Source organism: Streptomyces sp. NPDC028907, from assembly GCF_055564995.1.
Genome location: NZ_JBVHVE010000006.1, coordinates 448,283 through 464,842, shown reverse-complemented (window position 1 = coordinate 464,842; position 16,560 = coordinate 448,283). Strand labels below are relative to the sequence as shown.

Annotated in this window: 19 protein-coding genes and 3 tRNA genes; 17 read left to right on the top strand and 5 right to left on the bottom strand. The window is 70.1% G+C overall.

The features are described 5' to 3' along the window. Position 1: 1 nt before the first annotated feature. The 9 genes from ACZ4UU_RS21205 to ACZ4UU_RS21165 all read left to right on the top strand — a co-directional run bounded on the left by ACZ4UU_RS21205 (position 2) and on the right by ACZ4UU_RS21165 (position 8,941). On the top strand, positions 2–571 hold the full coding sequence (locus tag ACZ4UU_RS21205) for a NuoI/complex I 23 kDa subunit family protein (protein ID WP_471904914.1): 570 nt from the start codon (positions 2–4) through the stop codon (positions 569–571). Next, positions 568–1,263 (top strand): NADH-quinone oxidoreductase subunit J family protein, encoded by a 696-nt coding sequence (locus tag ACZ4UU_RS21200; RefSeq protein ID WP_471904913.1) that lies wholly within the window; start codon positions 568–570, stop codon positions 1,261–1,263. The genes ACZ4UU_RS21205 and ACZ4UU_RS21200 overlap by 4 nt, the downstream gene beginning before the upstream one ends. Further along, positions 1,263–1,652: an NADH-quinone oxidoreductase subunit NuoK gene (gene nuoK / locus ACZ4UU_RS21195; RefSeq protein WP_217205729.1), complete on the top strand. Its 390-nt coding sequence runs from the start codon at positions 1,263–1,265 to the stop codon at positions 1,650–1,652. Before ACZ4UU_RS21200 ends, nuoK begins: the two co-directional genes overlap by 1 nt. Continuing rightward, entirely contained in the window at positions 1,649–3,643 is a 1,995-nt protein-coding gene (locus tag ACZ4UU_RS21190; RefSeq protein ID WP_471904912.1) for an NADH-quinone oxidoreductase subunit 5 family protein, read from the top strand. Before nuoK ends, ACZ4UU_RS21190 begins: the two co-directional genes overlap by 4 nt. A 6-nt stretch (positions 3,644–3,649) precedes the next feature. Then, positions 3,650–5,224: a complex I subunit 4 family protein gene (locus ACZ4UU_RS21185; protein ID WP_471904911.1), complete on the top strand. Its 1,575-nt coding sequence runs from the start codon at positions 3,650–3,652 to the stop codon at positions 5,222–5,224. Continuing rightward, positions 5,221–6,756, top strand: a complete 1,536-nt coding sequence (locus tag ACZ4UU_RS21180; RefSeq protein ID WP_471904910.1) for an NADH-quinone oxidoreductase subunit N — start codon at positions 5,221–5,223, stop codon at positions 6,754–6,756. The genes ACZ4UU_RS21185 and ACZ4UU_RS21180 overlap by 4 nt, the downstream gene beginning before the upstream one ends. Positions 6,757–6,998: 242 nt before the next feature. After that, a complete protein-coding gene (gene htpX / locus ACZ4UU_RS21175) occupies positions 6,999–7,862 on the top strand; it encodes a zinc metalloprotease HtpX (RefSeq protein WP_471904909.1) in 864 nt (287 codons plus the stop codon). Then, a complete protein-coding gene (locus tag ACZ4UU_RS21170; RefSeq protein WP_471904908.1) occupies positions 7,859–8,254 on the top strand; it encodes a YccF domain-containing protein in 396 nt (131 codons plus the stop codon). The genes htpX and ACZ4UU_RS21170 overlap by 4 nt, the downstream gene beginning before the upstream one ends. 120 nt (positions 8,255–8,374) lie before the next feature. After that, positions 8,375–8,941 (top strand): SMI1/KNR4 family protein, encoded by a 567-nt coding sequence (locus ACZ4UU_RS21165; protein ID WP_471904907.1) that lies wholly within the window; start codon positions 8,375–8,377, stop codon positions 8,939–8,941. Positions 8,942–9,208: 267 nt separating this feature from the next. Here ACZ4UU_RS21165 and ACZ4UU_RS21160 read toward each other — a convergent pair whose 3' ends face one another. Next, positions 9,209–10,474 (bottom strand): APC family permease, encoded by a 1,266-nt coding sequence (locus ACZ4UU_RS21160; RefSeq protein ID WP_471904906.1) that lies wholly within the window; start codon positions 10,472–10,474, stop codon positions 9,209–9,211. A 137-nt stretch (positions 10,475–10,611) separates the two neighbouring features. Between ACZ4UU_RS21160 and ACZ4UU_RS21155 the strand changes: the two genes are divergently transcribed. Next, positions 10,612–10,878 carry a GlsB/YeaQ/YmgE family stress response membrane protein gene (locus tag ACZ4UU_RS21155; protein ID WP_062721657.1) on the top strand — a complete coding sequence of 89 codons (267 nt, stop codon included), beginning with the start codon at positions 10,612–10,614 and terminating at the stop codon, positions 10,876–10,878. A gap of 127 nt (positions 10,879–11,005) precedes the next feature. Here the strand turns inward: ACZ4UU_RS21155 and ACZ4UU_RS21150 are convergent, their stop codons facing one another. After that, on the bottom strand, positions 11,006–11,494 hold the full coding sequence (locus ACZ4UU_RS21150; RefSeq protein ID WP_019756392.1) for a YajQ family cyclic di-GMP-binding protein: 489 nt from the start codon (positions 11,492–11,494) through the stop codon (positions 11,006–11,008). A gap of 225 nt (positions 11,495–11,719) precedes the next feature. Here ACZ4UU_RS21150 and ACZ4UU_RS21145 point away from each other — a divergent pair. Both ACZ4UU_RS21145 and ACZ4UU_RS21140 read left to right on the top strand, forming a co-directional pair. After that, a tRNA-Tyr gene (locus ACZ4UU_RS21145) sits at positions 11,720–11,801 on the top strand. 85 nt (positions 11,802–11,886) lie between these two features. Continuing rightward, positions 11,887–12,099, top strand: coding sequence for a hypothetical protein (locus ACZ4UU_RS21140; protein WP_234766817.1), 213 nt, complete (start codon positions 11,887–11,889; stop codon positions 12,097–12,099). Positions 12,100–12,246: 147 nt separating this feature from the next. On the opposite strand, the gene ACZ4UU_RS21135 is transcribed toward ACZ4UU_RS21140, so the two are convergent. The 3 genes from ACZ4UU_RS21135 to ACZ4UU_RS21125 form a co-directional block, all read right to left on the bottom strand. After that, positions 12,247–12,657, bottom strand: a complete 411-nt coding sequence (locus ACZ4UU_RS21135; protein ID WP_471904905.1) for a nuclear transport factor 2 family protein — start codon at positions 12,655–12,657, stop codon at positions 12,247–12,249. A gap of 2 nt (positions 12,658–12,659) precedes the next feature. Next, a complete protein-coding gene (locus tag ACZ4UU_RS21130; protein ID WP_471904904.1) occupies positions 12,660–13,316 on the bottom strand; it encodes an SDR family oxidoreductase in 657 nt (218 codons plus the stop codon). Positions 13,317–13,531: 215 nt separating this feature from the next. Further along, positions 13,532–14,794: an amidohydrolase family protein gene (locus tag ACZ4UU_RS21125; protein WP_471904903.1), complete on the bottom strand. Its 1,263-nt coding sequence runs from the start codon at positions 14,792–14,794 to the stop codon at positions 13,532–13,534. Between the two features lie 284 nt (positions 14,795–15,078). On the opposite strand from ACZ4UU_RS21125, the gene ACZ4UU_RS21120 reads away from it, so the two are divergent. The 5 genes from ACZ4UU_RS21120 to ACZ4UU_RS21100 all read left to right on the top strand — a co-directional run bounded on the left by ACZ4UU_RS21120 (position 15,079) and on the right by ACZ4UU_RS21100 (position 16,560). Next, positions 15,079–15,151: transfer RNA gene (locus ACZ4UU_RS21120), tRNA-Thr, on the top strand. Positions 15,152–15,197: 46 nt separating this feature from the next. Continuing rightward, positions 15,198–15,270: transfer RNA gene (locus ACZ4UU_RS21115), tRNA-Met, on the top strand. A gap of 90 nt (positions 15,271–15,360) precedes the next feature. Next, the gene (gene rpmG, locus ACZ4UU_RS21110; RefSeq protein WP_003948671.1) at positions 15,361–15,525 is read left to right on the top strand and encodes a 50S ribosomal protein L33; all 165 of its coding nucleotides are present in this window, start codon (positions 15,361–15,363) and stop codon (positions 15,523–15,525) included. A gap of 136 nt (positions 15,526–15,661) precedes the next feature. Next, on the top strand, positions 15,662–16,126 hold the full coding sequence (locus tag ACZ4UU_RS21105; RefSeq protein WP_471904902.1) for an FAS1-like dehydratase domain-containing protein: 465 nt from the start codon (positions 15,662–15,664) through the stop codon (positions 16,124–16,126). Between the two features lie 5 nt (positions 16,127–16,131). Beyond that, a complete protein-coding gene (locus ACZ4UU_RS21100) occupies positions 16,132–16,560 on the top strand; it encodes a MaoC family dehydratase (protein ID WP_217205708.1) in 429 nt (142 codons plus the stop codon).

The window sequence follows — 16,560 nt, the reverse complement described above, 5'->3', positions numbered from 1 at the left end:
CATGGCCCCCATTCCTGGCAGTGGCCTGGCCAAGGGCCTGGCCGTCACCCTCCGCACGATGACGAAGAAGTCCGTCACCGCGCAGTACCCCGACACCCAGCCCGACCTCCCGCCCCGCACCCGCGGTGTGATCGGCCTGTTCGAGGAGAACTGCACGGTCTGCATGCTGTGCGCCCGCGAGTGCCCCGACTGGTGCATCTACATCGACTCCCACAAGGAGACGGTCCCGGCGGCGGCCCCCGGCGGCCGCGAACGCAGTCGCAATGTCCTCGACCGCTTCGCCATCGACTTCTCCCTGTGCATGTACTGCGGTATCTGCATTGAGGTCTGTCCTTTCGACGCCCTGTTCTGGTCCCCGGAGTTCGAGTACGCCGAGACCGACATCCGTGACCTCACCCACGAGCGCGACAAGCTCCGCGAGTGGATGTGGACCGTCCCGGCCCCGCCCGCCCTGGACTCCGGCGCGGAGGAGCCAAAGGAGATCGCCGCCGCCCGCAAGACCGCCGAGAAGCTGGCAGCCGCCCAGGCCGAGCCGAAAGAGCCGACCGAGCCGCGGGAGGGCGAGTCGTGAGCCCCACCTACGCCACGCTGACGACGGCCGCCGACACACACGGCTTTCTGTCCCCGACCGGAGTCGAGATCGTCTTCCTCCTTGTCGGCCTGGTCACCTTCGGCGCCGCGGTGGTCACCGTCACCACCCGTCAGCTGGTGCACGCCGCCCTGTGGCTGGTGGTCACCCTCGGCGGCCTCGCCGTCGAGTACCTCCTGCTCACCGCCGAGTTCATCGCCTGGGTGCAGGTCCTCATCTACGTCGGATCCGTGGTCGTCCTCCTTTTGTTCGGTCTGATGCTCACGAGGGCTCCCATCGGCCGCTCCCCGGAGGCCGACTCCGGCAACCGCTGGGCCGCACTCACCGTGGCCCTCGCCTCGGCGGCCACTCTGGTCTGGGTGGTCGTCGACGCCTTCCGCACCACCTGGATCGACCTCGACGGCCCCGCCGCCGGCTCCACCAAGGCCACCGGCGAGAGCCTCTTCCAGAACTGGGTGCTCCCCTTCGAGGCCCTCTCCGTCCTCCTCCTCGCGGCGCTGGTCGGCGCGATCGTCCTGTCCCGCAAGGCGAAGGCGGAGTCGAGCTCTCCCTCTGTGAACTCCCCGGCCGAGACCGGGAGTTCCTCATCCGCCCCCGATTCCCGCAATCACCCGATCGGGCGAAACGGGTCGTCCGAGGGAACTGAGCCGGCCGAGCAGGAAGGCGCCCGCTGATGCACCTCGCCTACCCCGCCGTACTCTCCGCCCTCCTCTTCTGCACCGGCCTGTACGGCGTCCTCGCCCGCCGCAACGCGATCCTGGTCCTGATGTCGGTCGAGCTGATGCTCAACGCCGTCAACCTCAACCTGGTCGCCTTCGACGTCTGGCTCAGCAGGGCCGCCGAGGAGACCCTGCACTCCGGTCAGGCGCTGACCTTGTTCACCATCACCATCGCCGCCGCCGAGATCGGCATCGGCCTGGCGATCGTCCTCGCCGTCCACCGCAACCGCGGCACCTCGGACATCGACAAGCTCCGCGACACCGCCGAAGGCCACGAGACCGACGGCCCCGACCACGACGCCCTCACCGCCGGGCAGGCCGAGAAGGCTGAGGCCACCGCGTGACCACGACCACCCTCGCCGTACTCGTCCCCCTCCTTCCTTTCCTGGGCGCCGCGGCCGGCCTGCTCCTGGGCCGCACGGCCCCCGGTTTCGTCCGCCCGCTCGCCGTCCTGCCGTCGCTCGCCTCCCTCGTGCTCGCCGCGGTGGTCGCCGTACGCCAAGGCGGCGACCGCGCGATCGACGCCGCCACCGAGCTCACGCCGACCGGTTCGGTACCGGTCGAACTCGCCCTGCACATCGACGGCTTCGCCGCCCTCGTCGCCGTACTCGTCGGCGTCGTCGCCACCTGCGTGCAGGTCTATTCGACGGGCTACCTGCGCGAGGACCCGCGCTACCCCTCGTACGTCGCGCTCGTCTCCCTGTTCACCTCCGCGATGCTGCTCGTCGTCTACTCCGGCGACCTGATGGTGCTCCTGGTCGGCTGGGAGATCATGGGCATCTGCTCGTACTTCCTGGTCGGCCACTACTGGGAGACCCCGGAGGCCCGCGCCGCCTCCATCAAGGCCTTCCTGGTGACCAAGCTCGGTGACGTCCCGTTCCTCATCGGCCTGTTCGCGCTGGCCAACGACGCCGGGTCCTTCCGCATCACCAAGATCCTCGGCACCGTCGCGAGCGGCGGGCTCGACCATCCGACGCTGATCGCGCTGCTGCTCCTGGCCGGCGTGGCGGGCAAGTCGGCGCAGTTCCCGCTGCACACCTGGCTCCCCGACGCGATGGCCGGCCCGACGCCGGTCTCCGCGCTGATCCACGCCGCGACGATGGTCGCCGCCGGTGTCTACTTCATCGCCCGTCTCCTCCCCGTCTTCGAGGCCTCCCAGGCCGCGATGATCGTCCTCGCCGTGATGGCCGCCGTCACGATGATCGGTTCCGGCCTCGCCGCGCTCGCCCAGGACGACATCAAGCGCGTCCTCGCCTACTCGACGATCGGTCAGCTCGGTTACATGACCGGCGCCCTCGCGGTTGCCGACCGTGGCGCCGCCGTCTTCCACCTCCTGTCGCACGGCGCCTTCAAGGCGCTGCTGTTCCTTGCGGCCGGCGTGATCATCCACGCCTCCGGCACCAACTCGCTGGCCGCCATGTCCCGTATGAGCCACCTGCGCGACCGTGTGCCGGACGCCTTCTGGACGATGACCGTGGCGCTCCTCGCGCTCGCCGCGATCCCGCCGTTCAGTGGCTTCTTCTCCAAGGAGTCGGTCCTCGGCGCCGCCGAGCACGTCGCCACCGGCCATGCCGAGAACATCCCGGGCGCCGCGGGCTGGACCGTCCTGATCGCCGGCCTGCTCACGGCCGTGCTCACCGCCGCCTACGCCATGCGGCTGTGGCTCCTGGCTTTCCGCGGCCGGGGCGCCGAGGCCCCTGACCACGGCAGGCAGCCGCTGACGATGACCGTGGTGCTGTGGGTCCTCGCCGCCCCGTCCCTCGCCGTCGGCGCCTTCGCCTACCGCGTGCTTCCCGACTGGTTCGACGACCGCGACCTCGCCCCGACCCTCACCACCTCCGTCCTCGGCACGGGTGTGGCCCTGGTCGGCGGCATCGTCACCTACGCGGCCTGGCGGCACACCACGGCCATGGCAGCCCGTGTCCCGCTGGGTGCGGTCGCGGCTCACCCGGAGGGCGACGCCGCCCAGGTCGAAGCCGAGGCCATCGCCAGCCACGCGCCCGTGTACGGGGGAGTGGCCTACGCACCGGACCCGGCGGACCCGGGACGGCTGCTGCTCGGCCCGTTGCACCGCCATGCCGCGGTCGGCTTCCACCTCGACACCGTGTACCAGGCGCTGTTCGTCCGCCCGGTCCAGGCCGGCGCGAGTCTCGTCCGGTTCCTCGACCGCGAGGTCGTCGACACCTATGTGCGGGGTGCGGGTGCTCTACCCCGCTGGCTCGGCATCGCCGTACGGCGCGCCCAGACCGGCAATGTGCAGACCTATGTGAGCGCGCTGCTCGCCGGCACCGTCGTCCTCGCGGTCGCCGCCGTCCTCGTCGCCACGGGAGCGTGAGCAGGCGTGATCGATATCAACGAGTCCGTGATGCAGTTCCTTCTGGCGTTCGTCGTCGTCGGCCCGCTTCTCGGCGCGGCCGCCGCTCTCCTGCCGGCCCCGCCCGGGCTGAAGGGGAAGTCGCCCGAGCAGGCCGTGCTCCGGCACGGCGTCACCGTCACCGGAGCCGTGCTCATCGCGGCGATCGTCCTCGCGCTCGGCTTCGACCACGACCAGCCGTCGAAGATGCAGGCCAGCACGGACATCAGCTGGATCCCCGCACTCGACGTGCGCGTCCACCTCGGCATCGACGGCATCTCCCTCCCCCTTGTCGTCCTGACCGCGCTGCTGACCTTCCTCTGCGCGCTCTACTCCTACTTCAAGATGCCTTCGGGCCCGACCCCGAAGGCCTTCGTCGCACTGCTGCTAGTGCTGGAGTCCGGCACCCTTGCCACCTTCGCCGTCCTCGACCTGCTCCTCTTCTTCCTCGCCTTCGAGATGGTCCTCATCCCGATGTACTTCCTCATCGCCCGCTGGGGCGGCGAGGGCCGGGCGGAGGCCGCCTGGAAGTTCATCCTCTTCACACTGCTCGGCTCCGTGGTCATGCTGCTCGGCCTGCTCCTGATCGGAATCAAGGCGGGCACATTCGACATGGTGGCACTCGCCACTGACAACGGCCGGTCACTGACCACATCCGTGCAGGTCATCGCCGTTTTGGCGATCGGTGTCGGGCTCGCGGTCAAGACACCGATGTGGCCGCTGCACAGCTGGCTGCCCGACGCCCACACCGCCGCCCCGACCGTCGGCTCGGTCCTGCTGGCCGGCGTCCTGCTGAAGATGGGTACGTACGGGTTCGTCCGGATCCTCCTGCCGATCACGCCCGACGGCTTCGCCGACTTCGCGCCGTATCTCGCAGCCTTCGCCGTCGTCGGCATCATCTACGGCTCCCTGGCCTGCCTGGCCCTCGCCAAGCAGGGCGCGAAGGGCGACCTCAAGCGCCTCATCGCCTACTCCTCCGTCGGCCACATGGGCTTCGTCCTGCTCGGCATCGCGACGATGACCCCGACCGGCGTGAACGGCGCACTGTTCGCCAACATCGCCCACGGCCTCATCACCGGCCTGCTGTTCTTCCTGGTCGGCGCTCTGAAGGACCGTACGGGCACGACCGACCTCGACGCCCTCGCCGAGCAGACCGGCGCCGCGCTCTACGGCAAGGCACCGCGCCTCGCGGGCCTGCTCGCGTTCGCCGCTGTCGCCTCCCTCGGACTACCGGGCCTCGCCGGGTTCTGGGGCGAGATGCTCGCCCTGTTCGGCGCGTTCGACCCCGCCCCCGAGCTCAGCCGCCCGGCCTTCCTCACCTTCATGGCGATCGGCGCCTTCGGCACCCTGCTCACCGCCGCCTACCTGCTTGTCGTGGTCCGCCGCGTCTGCATGGGCGCCGCACCGCAGGACGCGCCGAAGCTCGCCGACGTCCAGACGTACGAGTTCGCGGCCTGGACCCCGCTCGTCGCCCTCACCGTCGTCGCCGGACTGTGGCCGAAGACCCTCCTCGGCCTCACCGACCCGGCCGTGCAGCAGCTCCTCGCAGGAGGCACCCGATGAGCTCCCTGGCCCAGAGCCTGGCCCAACCCCTGGCCGAGTCGGTGGTCCAGTCCGTCGACTGGCTCGCCGTCGCGCCGCCCGCCGTCGCCGCCGTCGTCGCACTCGCGGTCCTCGTCGCCGACCTGTTCGTCGCGGAGCACAAGAAGGCCGTGCTCGGCTGGACGTCCGTGGTCGGCCTGGCCGCCTCTCTGCTCCTGCTCCTGCCGCTCCTCGACGGCGACCGCTCCACGTTCTGCCTGACCGGCGACGCCGACGTGTGCAGCTATACGGCCGACCGGTTCACCCTGGTCATCCAGTTCCTGGTCCTGGGCGGCGCACTCCTCGCAGCTCTCCTGTCGGTCACCGCGCTCAAGGACGCCAACAAGGAACTCCCCGAAGGGGAGTTCTGGTTCCTGCTGCTCTCCTCCGCCGCCGGAGCCGCCCTGCTGCCCGCCTCCCGGGACCTGGCGACCCTCATCGTCGCGCTCGAAGTCGCCTCCCTACCGGCCTTCGCGTTGGTCGGCCTACGGCATGGCGACCGCAAGTCCTCCGAGGCCGCCCTGAAGTTCTTCCTGTCCTCGGTCACCGCGACCGCGGTCAGCCTCATGGGCATCAGCTTCGTGTACGCCTCCACGGGCACCCTGTACCTCACCCAGGTCGCCGACCGGATCCAGCATGTCGACGGACAGCTCCAGACCCTCACCCAGACCGGAGTGGTCCTCACTCTGATCGGCTTCGCCTTCAAGACGGCCGCCGTCCCCTTCCACTTCTGGGTACCGGACACCTACGTGGGGGCGCCTCTGCCGGTCGCCGCCTACTTGTCGGTCGTCGGCAAGGCGGTCGGCTTCACGGGCCTGATCCTCATCACGGTCATCGCCCTGCCGTCGTACGCAGACGTCTGGGGCCCCGCGCTCGCTGCGCTGGCCGCGCTCACCATGACCGTCGGCAACGTCGGCGCATTGCGCCAGCAGGCCACGCGCGCGTACAGCGCCGTCCGCCTGCTCGCCTGGTCCTCCGTCGGCCAGGCCGGCTACCTCCTGGTGCCGATCGCCGCCGCCGCGTACTCCGACGACGCCGAGCGGTCCATCGGCTCCACCGTCGCCTACGCGCTCATGTACGCCGCCGTGAACCTGGGCGCTTTCGCGGTGGCCGCACTCGTCGGTCGTACGAAGCCCTTCAACCGCATCAGCGACTACCGCGGCCTGTACGCGCGAAACCCCCTGTCCGCCCTGATCCTGGCCTTCTTCCTGCTCTGCCTCGCCGGACTCCCGCCGGGCATCATCGGCCTCTTCGCCAAGGTCACCGTCTTCTCCGCTGCAGTCGACGCGGGTCTCGGCTGGCTGGCCGTGGTCATGGCCGTCAACGTCGTGATCGCGCTGTTCTACTACCTCCAGTGGACGGCGCTGCTGTTCCGCGCCCCCGAAGGCGAGGCCGTCAGGCACCTAGTCCCCGCGCCGCTGACGGCCACGCTGGCCCTCACGGGAGTTGTCGGCATCGCCCTGTCCGGAGCCCCCCAGCTGATCCTGCGCTTCGCCGACACCGGACTCTTCTGAGCTCCGGGGCGAAGCCCTGGGGGAGCGTTCCGTACGCGCGCGTGGGACGACCCGCCTCGCACGCGCGCCGGCGCCCTCACCCGGACGGCCCACGCCCGCCGCCGCGCACACCAGGGAACCCGTGGCCCTCGCCTGGCGTTGACCAGTACAGAAGGGTCCACTGGATGTGAGACCACGGCACCAGTGGCATCGGAGATCGACCAGCAAAGGGTTCCCCTGCCGCACCACTTGGAGGGCGTACCGTGCACCGCCGGCACAACGGGCTCAGGACCGCAGTCCTCCTGGGGGGACTGTCCGCACTCATCATCGTCATCGGCAGCCTCTTCGGCCGTGTGGGGCTCGTCGTCGCGGTCCTGATCGCGCTGGGTACGAACGCGTACGCGTACTGGAACAGCGACAAGCTGGCGCTGCGTGCGATGCGCGCCCGCCCGGTCAGCGAGTTCGAGGCCCCAGCCCTCTACCGCATGGTCCGCGAGCTCTCCACTCAGGCTCGCCAGCCCATGCCCCGCCTGTACATCTCCCCGACCGAGGCGCCGAACGCCTTCGCGACGGGGCGCAACCCGCGCAACGCCGCGGTGTGCTGCACCGAAGGCATCCTGCGCATCCTCGACGAACGTGAACTGCGCGGCGTCATCGGCCACGAGCTCAGCCATGTCTACAACCGCGACATCCTGATCTCGTCGGTCGCCGGCGCACTCGCCTCCGTGATCATGTTCCTGGTCAACTTCGCCTGGCTGATCCCGATCGGCCGTTCCGATGACGACGACGGCCCAGGCATCCTCGGCATGCTGCTGATCATGATTCTCGGCCCGCTCGCCGCCTCGCTCATCCAGCTGGCCATCAGCCGCTCCCGGGAGTACGAGGCCGACGCCTCCGGTGCCCAGCTCACCGGCGACCCGCTCGCCCTCGCCAGCGCCCTGCGCAAGCTCGAACTCGGCACCAAGCAGCTCCCGCTGCCCCCCGAGCCCCGCATCGAGACCGCCAGCCACATGATGATCGCGAACCCCTTTCGCCCAGGCCAGGGCTTCTCCAGAATGTTCTCCACCCACCCGCCGATGGCGGACCGTATCGCCCGGCTCGAAAAGATGGCAGGCCCCCCACAGTGAAGACCATCCTCAACGTCATCTGGCTCGTCCTTAGCGGCTTCTGGCTGTTCCTCGGCTACATGCTCGCGGGCCTCCTGCTCTGTATCACCATCATCGGCATCCCGTTCGGCATCGCGGCCTTCCGCATCGGCATCTACGCCCTGTGGCCGTTCGGGTACACCACGGTCGAGCGTCGAGACGCCGGAGCGCCGTCCTGCATAGGCAACGTCCTGTGGCTGGTCCTCGCCGGCTGGTGGCTGGCCATCGGCCACATCGTCACCGGTCTCGCCCTGTGCGTCACGATCATCGGCATCCCGTTCGGCATCGCCAACTTCAAGCTGATCCCGGTCTCGTTGTTCCCGCTGGGCCGCGAGATCGTGTCGACGAACCAGCCGTTCGCATCGACCTGGTAGGCACCTTCGCGGCGCACCGGCTTCCGTCCGAAGTCCCCGGACGGAAGCCAAGCTTTTCCACAGCCCCACAGTTGTCCACAGGCCGGATCGATTGTCAGTGGCGGCTTGCATCATGAACGCATGACCGAGAACGAGCAGTTGCTGACAAGCGTGGCGGACAAGGCCCGCAACGTCCGCCCGTGGGGCTGGCCTTCCCTGCCCGAGCCCGTGGACGCGGCCACCCTGGCCCGCGCCGAGGCCGCGCTCGGCTTCCCCCTGCCCCCACTGCTCGCCGACCTCTACCTGCGTATAGGAGACGGCGGATTCGGTCCGGAGTACGGCCTGTTGCCCCTGCTCGACAGCCCACCGGCCGGCGAGCCCGCCGCCGTCACGCAGTACCTCGCCAACCGCGAGAGCGGCCGCGAGGACCCCGACTGGCCCTGGCCCGAAGGAGTCCTGCCGATATCCCACTGGGGCTGCGCGATGTACGCCTGCGTGGACTGCCGCAGCCCTCAGGCCACCGTCCTGCTCTTCGAACCGAACGCCGACGACGCCGACCAGGCGTGGTACGTGGACGCCCCCAGCCTCACGGAGTGGCTGCGTGCCTGGATCGACGGCACAGGTTGGTACGAGGAGACGAGCGGGGATGTGGAGCCGACTCCTTGGGCCGACTTCCACATACGCACGGCCACGGCACAAACGTCCTGAGGCAGGCATGATTCGACGATGGGCGGCGATGGACCGACGGCCGGTTGAGTGGATCAACGGCCACTGAGCGGACCGCGACGACCACCCGAGTCGGCCCCGCCTGCCCCCTGCCCACACTTCTGAGCGAACCGGTCATCTCGCAAGGCTCAAGCACAACCCCGGCCCCGCTCGGCCTGCTCTCCCTTGCCTGCCCCCGCAAGCCCTCAACAGCGACGCACCCGCGTACATCGGCGGCATGCCCCCAGCCGTCGGCGCCCGCACTCACGGTCACCCGACCGCTCCACGGCCCACCACCCACCGCCGCACGCCGTACGCGATCACACCCACCGCCAGCACCCCCGCACCCGCGACCACCGAGACCTCCGGAAGCGAGAACGCCAGGACGACGCACCCGACAAGCCCCACCGCCGGCACGAACCGCCTGGTCGCCGCCGCGTCGAGAGTCCACGCCGAGGCATTGGCCACCGCGTAGTACGCCAGCACCCCGAAGGAGGAGAACCCGATCGCGCCGCGCAGGTCCACCGTGGCGGCCAGGACCGCGACCGCCACTCCCACGGCCAGTTCTGCCCGGTGCGGCACCTGGAAGCGGGGATGCACGGCGGCCAGGACGCCGGGCAGATGCCGGTCGCGCGCCATGGCCAGCGTCGTCCGCGAGACGCCCAGGATCAGGGCGAGCAGCGAGCCCAGCGCGGCGACAGCCGCCCCCACCCGTACCACCGGCGTCAGCCCAGGGACCCCGGCCGCCCGCACCGCGTCGGCCAGCGGGGCCCCAGCGCGCCCGAGCCCCTCCGACCCCAGCACGGAAAGGACAGCCACCGCCACACACACGTACACCGCCAGCGCGATGCCAAGGGCCAGCGGAATCGCCCGCGGGATGGTGCGCGCCGGGTCCCGCACCTCCTCGCCGAGCGTCGCGATCCGCGCGTACCCGGCGAACGCGAAGAACAGCAGCCCCGCCGCCTGAAGCACGCCGTCCACACCGCCCGAGACCCCGACGTCCAGGCGCCCGGCATCGGACTGCCCGGACCCCAGACAGACGGCCACCACACAAGCGAGGACAGCCAGGACCACAGCCACGATCGCCCGTGTCAGCCAGGCGGACTTCTGGACGCCGCCGTAGTTCACCGCGGTCAGCGCCACCACGGCCGCGACCGCCACCGCGTGCGCCTGCCCCGGCCAGACGTACGCGCCCACCGTGAGTGCCATCGCCGCGCAGGAGGCCGTCTTACCGACCACGAACGCCCAGCCCGCGAGATACCCCCAGAACTCCCCGAGCCGCTCTCGTCCGTACACATATGTGCCGCCCGAGGCCGGATACAGGGCGGCCAGCCGTGCCGACGACGTGGCGTTGCAATAGGCGACCACGGCCGCGACCGCGAGCCCGAGAAGCAGTCCGGAACCGGCCGCGCGGGCGGCTGGGCCCAGAGCGGCGAAGATTCCGGCTCCGACCATCGAGCCGAGTCCGATGACCACGGCGTCCCCGAGGCCGAGGGTGCGCCGCAGTTCGGAGGAGGCGGAGCTGGACCTTTCCATGGCGGGAACCCTACTGATCTCCGCAACCGGGGGATGCCACGGTGACGTCCTGTTCATCAACAGAGCACGAACAAGCGCGCCCAAGATCACAGTGCCCGAAGAGTGCGGGCACAGCGCAGAGGGGCAGGGTTCACGGCATGACGATCATCAGCTGGATCATTCTGGGGCTGCTGGCCGGGGCCATCGCCAAGTTCTTGCTGCCGGGGCGCGACCCGGGCGGCTTCATCGGCACCACTGTCATCGGTGTCGCCGGCGCGTTCATCGGCGGCTGGATCTCGGCCCGCTGGCTGGACCACCCCATCACCAAGGACTTCTACGACGGCGCCACCTGGGCCGCCGCGATCGGAGGCTCCCTCGTGCTCCTGATCGCCTACCGCCTCCTGTTCGGCCACTCGCGCAACTGAGTGAGACGAGCACGGTCCCGAACCGCAGCCAGCAGGCGAGAAGGGTGGGCACCCGGGGGTGCCCACCCTTCCTCGTAAAGCATCGCGCCGAAGCCGAAGCCGCTGGTGCCGCGGCCGGATCAGCAGCTCACCGGTAGTTCACGAACTGCAACGCGAAGTCGAAGTCCTTGCCCTTCAGCAGGGCGATCACGGCCTGGAGGTCGTCCCGGCTCTTGGAGCTGACCCGCAGCTCGTCGCCCTGCACCTGGGCCTTCACGCCCTTGGGGCCCTCGTCGCGAATGATCTTCGCCACCTTCTTCGCGTTCTCCTGGGAGATGCCCTCCTCGATCGACGCGAAGATCTTGTATTCCTTGCCCGAGAGCTGGGGCTCGCCCGCGTCCAGGGCCTTCAGTGAGATCCCGCGCTTGATCAGCTTGGACTGGAAGACGTCGAGGACAGCCTTCACCCGGTCCTCGGAGTTCGCCTCCATGAGGATCTTGTCACCGGACCACGAGATCGAGGCACCCACGCCCTTGAAGTCGTAGCGCTGTGAGATCTCCTTGGCGGCCTGGTTGAGGGCGTTGTCGACCTCCTGCCGCTCGACCTTCGAGACGATGTCGAAACTGGAGTCGGCCATGTCCTGTGGCTCCTTGTATCGGGGTGCGTATGGGGTGCGTCTCGGCGGGCGTGGGGGTGGCCGCCGAGCCCGGGGCGGAACCCGGGCCGCATTCGGACAAGCCTAGCCACCCCGGGTCCCCCGGGAGGCGATCAATCGGGTGGCGAAGCACCCCTCCACATCGGGTATTGTTTACGTCGTTGCCACGGAGCACCGCCGAAAAGCGGTTCGAACGGCAGCAACCCTGGCGGTGTGCCCGAGCGGCCAAAGGGAGCAGACTGTAAATCTGCCGGCTCAGCCTTCCCAGGTTCGAATCCTGGCGCCGCCACACTGGGGAAACCCCTCCGATCTGCGGAAACGTAGAGCGGAGGGGTTTTCGCGTTCCGGGGCCGGGCTCGGGGCACACTGATGCCATGTCCACGCGCCGTAGAAGCTGCCCCGAGTGCCGTCGTGAGATCGCCGTCGTCGCCGGTCGTTTCGCACGGCACGATCCGCCCGGCGCGAGGGAGCACGGGGAACTCGTGTCGTGTCCCGGGTCGAGGCGACAGGCGCAACTCGGGGCCGCGCAGCCCGCGTTGGACGGGTACGTCGTGCCCGAATTCCCCGGGCAGCTGCCGCTGTTCTGAGAACCCGCCGCCCCGATCCGGACGCAGCGCCTCACGCGCAGGGCCGCCGGGCCCCGTATTCACGCGCCGAGTCGGCCCTCCCAACCTCGTCCTCACGCGCCGAGTCGCCCCTCTCAACCTCGTCCTCACGCGCCGAATCCAGGCGCCTCACCCCGAAGAGGCCGAGCCGCCGCCCGAGGAATGGGGCCGGACGTCCATCCGTGTCACCAGCCCGTCCCCGTCGAACCGATACACGTGCTCGACCGTCTCCTCCGCCCACCGGTCGTCGCCCGACGCGTCGCGCATCCCGAGCCGTACGGACGCGACCACGGCCTCGCCGTCGGCGTCCGATCGTAGGCCTTCCAGGCGGACAAGGGGGTGCCCGGCGGCGAACTGCCGTGCCCAGTACGCGCGTACCGCCTCTCGGCCGCGCAGACGGACTCCGTCCAGGACGTTCGGCCAGTCCACGTCGGGGGCGAGGCACCGCTCCATGAAGGGCTCTCGCTCGTCCGTCGAGAAAACCTCGTACATGCGGCGCAACAGCGCTTCCTGCGTGGCGGGGACCCCCTCCTGGTCCATCCTCAGTTCCCCGCTACGGACTTCACCGCCACCGACACCGGGGCCGAGCCGCTGATGAGTTCGAGCGTCAGGCCGGCCGTGGCCGGCGTGTCGAGCAACTCGGCGAGGACGGCGGCCACATCGTCGCGCGGGATCGGGCCACGGCCGGTGTGTGCCTCCAGGCGCACCAGGCCGGTTCCGGCGTCGTTCGTCAGCATGCCGGGGCGCAGGATCGTCCAGTCCAGCGCAGCCAGGCCGCGGACGTACTCGTCGGCTCCACCCTTGGCCCGCAGGTAGACGTCGAAGACCTCGCTGCCCTCGTGCTTCGGGTCCGCGCCCATGGAGGACACGACCAGGAAGCGCCGTACGCCCGCCTGGACGGCCGCGTCCGCGAACAGGACCGCCGCGCCCTTGTCCACCGAGTCCTTGCGGTCCGTTCCGCTGCCAGGGCCCGCACCGGCGGCGAAGACGGCCGCGTCCGCTCCCTGGAGTTGGGCTGCGACGTCCTCGACCGAAGCCGACTCCAGGTCCAGCAGGATCGGTTCGGCACCGGCTTCCCGCAGATCGTCGGCCTGTTCGGCCTTGCGGATGACCCCCGCGACCTCGTCCCCACGCGCCGCGAGCAGCGTCTCCAGCCGCAGCGCGATCTGACCATGACCACCAGCGATGACAATGCGCATGTCTTCGACCGTACGCCCGGACGGCCGCATCCGCCGCACGACTTCAGCCACGCCTCACGTCTCCCGAGGCGCAGGCATCACAGCTCACAGGGGTCGCGTCGCATGGGTACACGCCGAGCGCGCGAGCTGCCCTCGCACCCCCTGTGCGCCCCAATCCGCCCCCTGTCACACCCTCGGAGTGCCCGCCCAGCACAGGGCCGCCGCCGCGCATCCCCTCAGGACAGCTCTCCCCGCCCCTGCCGTGGCAGCCCCAACTCCGCCGCCACGGCCGAGTTGCAGTACTCCCGCACCGCGCTGGTCCGCGCCACCACGCGCCCCCGGTGCACCACGATGCGGCTGTACGCCAGCGACAGCGCCCCCGCGAGCCGGTCGCCGCGCACCGCCAGCAGCTCGGCAGGGAAGCCCGCCTCTACCCGCACCTCGGGCAGCCCCAGCACCGCGCGCGCCGACGCGCTCACGGCGTCGTACGCGTCCTCGGGGCGCAGTCCGTGCCGGGAGGCCAGCAGATAGGCGGCCTCCAGCGGGTCTCCGCGTCCCACCGGGTTGGCCACGTCCCTGAGGGCGCCGCTTCCGGCGGCGACGCGTACGCCGGCGGCGCGCAGCAGTCGCACGGGCGCCGTACTCCGCCGTTCCGCGCCCCCGCAGCCACCCTGAGGCAGGCACGCCACCGTCACCCCGGCAGCGGCCAGCTGATCCGCGGTGCGGGAGGCCGTCTGGGCGGGCAGACGGCCCAGGCCGCCGCACGGGCCGAGGGTCACGCCCGGGCGCAGCCCCCCGGCCATCGCGGCGACCCGGGCCAGGCGCGCCGGGTCCGTGGCGTCGGTGTGCAGGTCGACGGGGCAGCCGTGCTCTGAGGCGACCTCCAGGACCGCCTCCACATAGCCCGTCGGATCCGGGTCCAGATCCGGGCAGCCGCCGACCACGGAGGCACCCATCTTCAGCGCGTCCCGCAGCATCGCCAGCCCGTCGGCGCCGGCCACGCCGGTCAGCAGCCTGGGCATCGCCACTGTCGTCAACTCCGTGAGTCCGCGCAGGGACCGCCGTGCCTGCAGTACGGCGGTCAGCGCGCCCAGACCTTGGACGTCGCCCACGCGTACGTGTGCCCGCAACGCGGTCGCCCCGTGCCCGAGCTGGAGCAGGGCGGCTTCGGTGGCTCGGCGCTGGACGTCCTGGGGCTCGTACGAGACAGGGCCGCCCTCGTCGGCGGAGAGGGCGGTGTCGCCGTGGGCGTGCGGTTCGGCCGGGGCCGGCAGGAGCAGATAGCCACCGAGGTCCACGCGCGCGCACGCACGCGTGCCGTCCCCCGCCAGGCTCCCGGCGGTGCCGACCGCCTCGATGCGTCCGCCGCCCAGCCGTACGTCCACGGTCCGGCCGTCGGTGAGCCGCGCCCCGCACAGCAGCAGTGCGCCCGGGTCGGCCGGCCCGGACGAACCCGACGAGGACGACGAGTGGGGCGGCTGGGGATGGCTGTCGGGCATCGCGCTCCAGAGGTTCGGGGCTGCGCATCGGGCTGCGGGGACGGTGCCGGGGGATACGCCGGGCACGCAAGATCACGCAGAGTGAGTCGAGCCTAGGGTGGCGATACCGCCCTGGCGTGCAGGAGCGCAATAGTCGTACCGGTGTGGTCCGCCGAACGGAGCCGCGCCCCGCGGTACCGCAGTGGCCTGCGAGGCGTCTGTGCGCTCCGCTGATCGGCCCTCGGCAGGGGCCGCGAAACGGATTTGGGTGAACGGCTGCCGAGCGTGTAATGTCTTCATCGCTCGCCCCAATAGCTCAGTCGGTAGAGCGTCTCCATGGTAAGGAGAAGGTCTACGGTTCGATTCCGTATTGGGGCTCTGGTGTGGGAGGTTCCCGTCGCGAGGCGGGGACCGATCGCATCACAGCGGTGTAGCTCAGTCGGTAGAGCAAGCGGCTCATAATCGCTGTGTCACCGGTTCAAGTCCGGTCACCGCTACTGACAGTAGCCGATTGTGGGGTCGGTCCTTCGATCGGCTACTCTTTTATGCGTTAATTCAGTCCTATCCGTTCGTCAAGGAGCACTCACGTGGCTGCCACCGACGTCCGCCCGAAGATCACGCTGGCCTGCGTGGAGTGCAAGGAGCGGAACTACATCACCAAGAAGAACCGGCGCAACAACCCGGACCGTCTTGAGATGAAGAAGCACTGCCCGCGTTGCAACGCGCACACCGCGCACCGCGAAACGCGATAAATCAGGCTCGTACGCGAGGCCGCCCCCTCAGTCGGGGGGCGGCCTCGCGTCGTTTTCGCCCCGGTTACCGGCCGGTTGAGGCCGACCCAGGTGAACCAGCAGGTCAACGGCAGCAGACAGCAGGAGGTGCCGAGCCATGGCGCTCGACCAGTCCTTCGTGGGGCGGAGCTACCCGCCCACCGAGCCCTACGAGGTGGGCCGGGAGAAGATCCGTGAGTTCGCGGAAGCGGTGGGGGACACCAACCCGGCGTACACGGACCCGGAGGCCGCCAAGGCGCTCGGTCACTCCGATGTGATCGCCCCGCCGACCTTTGTCTTCTCGATCACCTTCAAGGCCGCCGGTCAGGTCGTCCAGGACCCGCAGCTCGGCCTGGACTACAGCCGCGTCGTGCACGGCGACCAGAAGTTCGCCTACACCCGCCCGGTGCGCGCCGGCGACCGGCTGACCGTCACCTCGACCATCGAGGCGGTCAAGACCATGGCGGGCAACGACATCCTGGACGTTCGCGGCGAGGTGCACGACGAGGCGGGGGACCATGTGGTGACCGCCTGGACGAAGCTCGTGGCCCGTGGCCTGGACGCCGAAGAAGGGGAGGTCTGAGGCCGATGACGGCGAAGATTGCCTACGGTGACGTCGAGGTCGGCACCGAGCTGCCTGCCCAGAATTTTCCTGTGACTCGTGCCACCCTCGTCCAGTACGCGGGCGCCTCCGGTGACTTCAACCCGATTCACTGGAACGAGAAGTTCGCCAAGGAGGTCGGGCTGCCGGACGTCATCGCGCACGGCATGTTCACCATGGCCGAGGCGATCCGGGTGGTCACCGACTGGACCGGCGACCCGGCCGCGGTGGTCGAGTACGGCGTCCGCTTCACCAAGCCCGTCGTCGTGCCGAACGACGACCAGGGCGCCACGATCGAGGTCAGTGGCAAGGTCGCGGCCAAGCTGGACGACAACAAGGTCCGGGTGGACCTGCTCGTGAAGAGTGCCGGGCAGAAGGTGCTCGGCATGTCGCGGGCGGTCGTACAGCTGGCATAG

Excerpts from the sequence above, each read along its gene's own strand:
- ACZ4UU_RS21140 (WP_234766817.1), top strand. The coding sequence starts at position 11,887 with ATGTCCACGCGCCGTAGAAGCTGCCCCGAGTGCCGTCGTGAGATCGCC.
- ACZ4UU_RS21150 (WP_019756392.1), bottom strand. The coding sequence starts at position 11,494 with ATGGCCGACTCCAGTTTCGACATCGTCTCGAAGGTCGAGCGGCAGGAG.
- ACZ4UU_RS21180 (WP_471904910.1), top strand. The coding sequence starts at position 5,221 with ATGAGCTCCCTGGCCCAGAGCCTGGCCCAACCCCTGGCCGAGTCGGTG.
- ACZ4UU_RS21125 (WP_471904903.1), bottom strand. The coding sequence starts at position 14,794 with ATGCCCGACAGCCATCCCCAGCCGCCCCACTCGTCGTCCTCGTCGGGT.
- ACZ4UU_RS21135 (WP_471904905.1), bottom strand. The coding sequence starts at position 12,657 with ATGGACCAGGAGGGGGTCCCCGCCACGCAGGAAGCGCTGTTGCGCCGC.
- ACZ4UU_RS21165 (WP_471904907.1), top strand. The coding sequence starts at position 8,375 with ATGACCGAGAACGAGCAGTTGCTGACAAGCGTGGCGGACAAGGCCCGC.
- ACZ4UU_RS21205 (WP_471904914.1), top strand. The coding sequence starts at position 2 with ATGGCCCCCATTCCTGGCAGTGGCCTGGCCAAGGGCCTGGCCGTCACC.
- ACZ4UU_RS21130 (WP_471904904.1), bottom strand. The coding sequence starts at position 13,316 with ATGCGCATTGTCATCGCTGGTGGTCATGGTCAGATCGCGCTGCGGCTG.
- ACZ4UU_RS21105 (WP_471904902.1), top strand. The coding sequence starts at position 15,662 with ATGGCGCTCGACCAGTCCTTCGTGGGGCGGAGCTACCCGCCCACCGAG.
- ACZ4UU_RS21155 (WP_062721657.1), top strand. The coding sequence starts at position 10,612 with ATGACGATCATCAGCTGGATCATTCTGGGGCTGCTGGCCGGGGCCATC.
- ACZ4UU_RS21100 (WP_217205708.1), top strand. The coding sequence starts at position 16,132 with ATGACGGCGAAGATTGCCTACGGTGACGTCGAGGTCGGCACCGAGCTG.
- ACZ4UU_RS21160 (WP_471904906.1), bottom strand. The coding sequence starts at position 10,474 with ATGGAAAGGTCCAGCTCCGCCTCCTCCGAACTGCGGCGCACCCTCGGC.
- nuoK (WP_217205729.1), top strand. The coding sequence starts at position 1,263 with ATGCACCTCGCCTACCCCGCCGTACTCTCCGCCCTCCTCTTCTGCACC.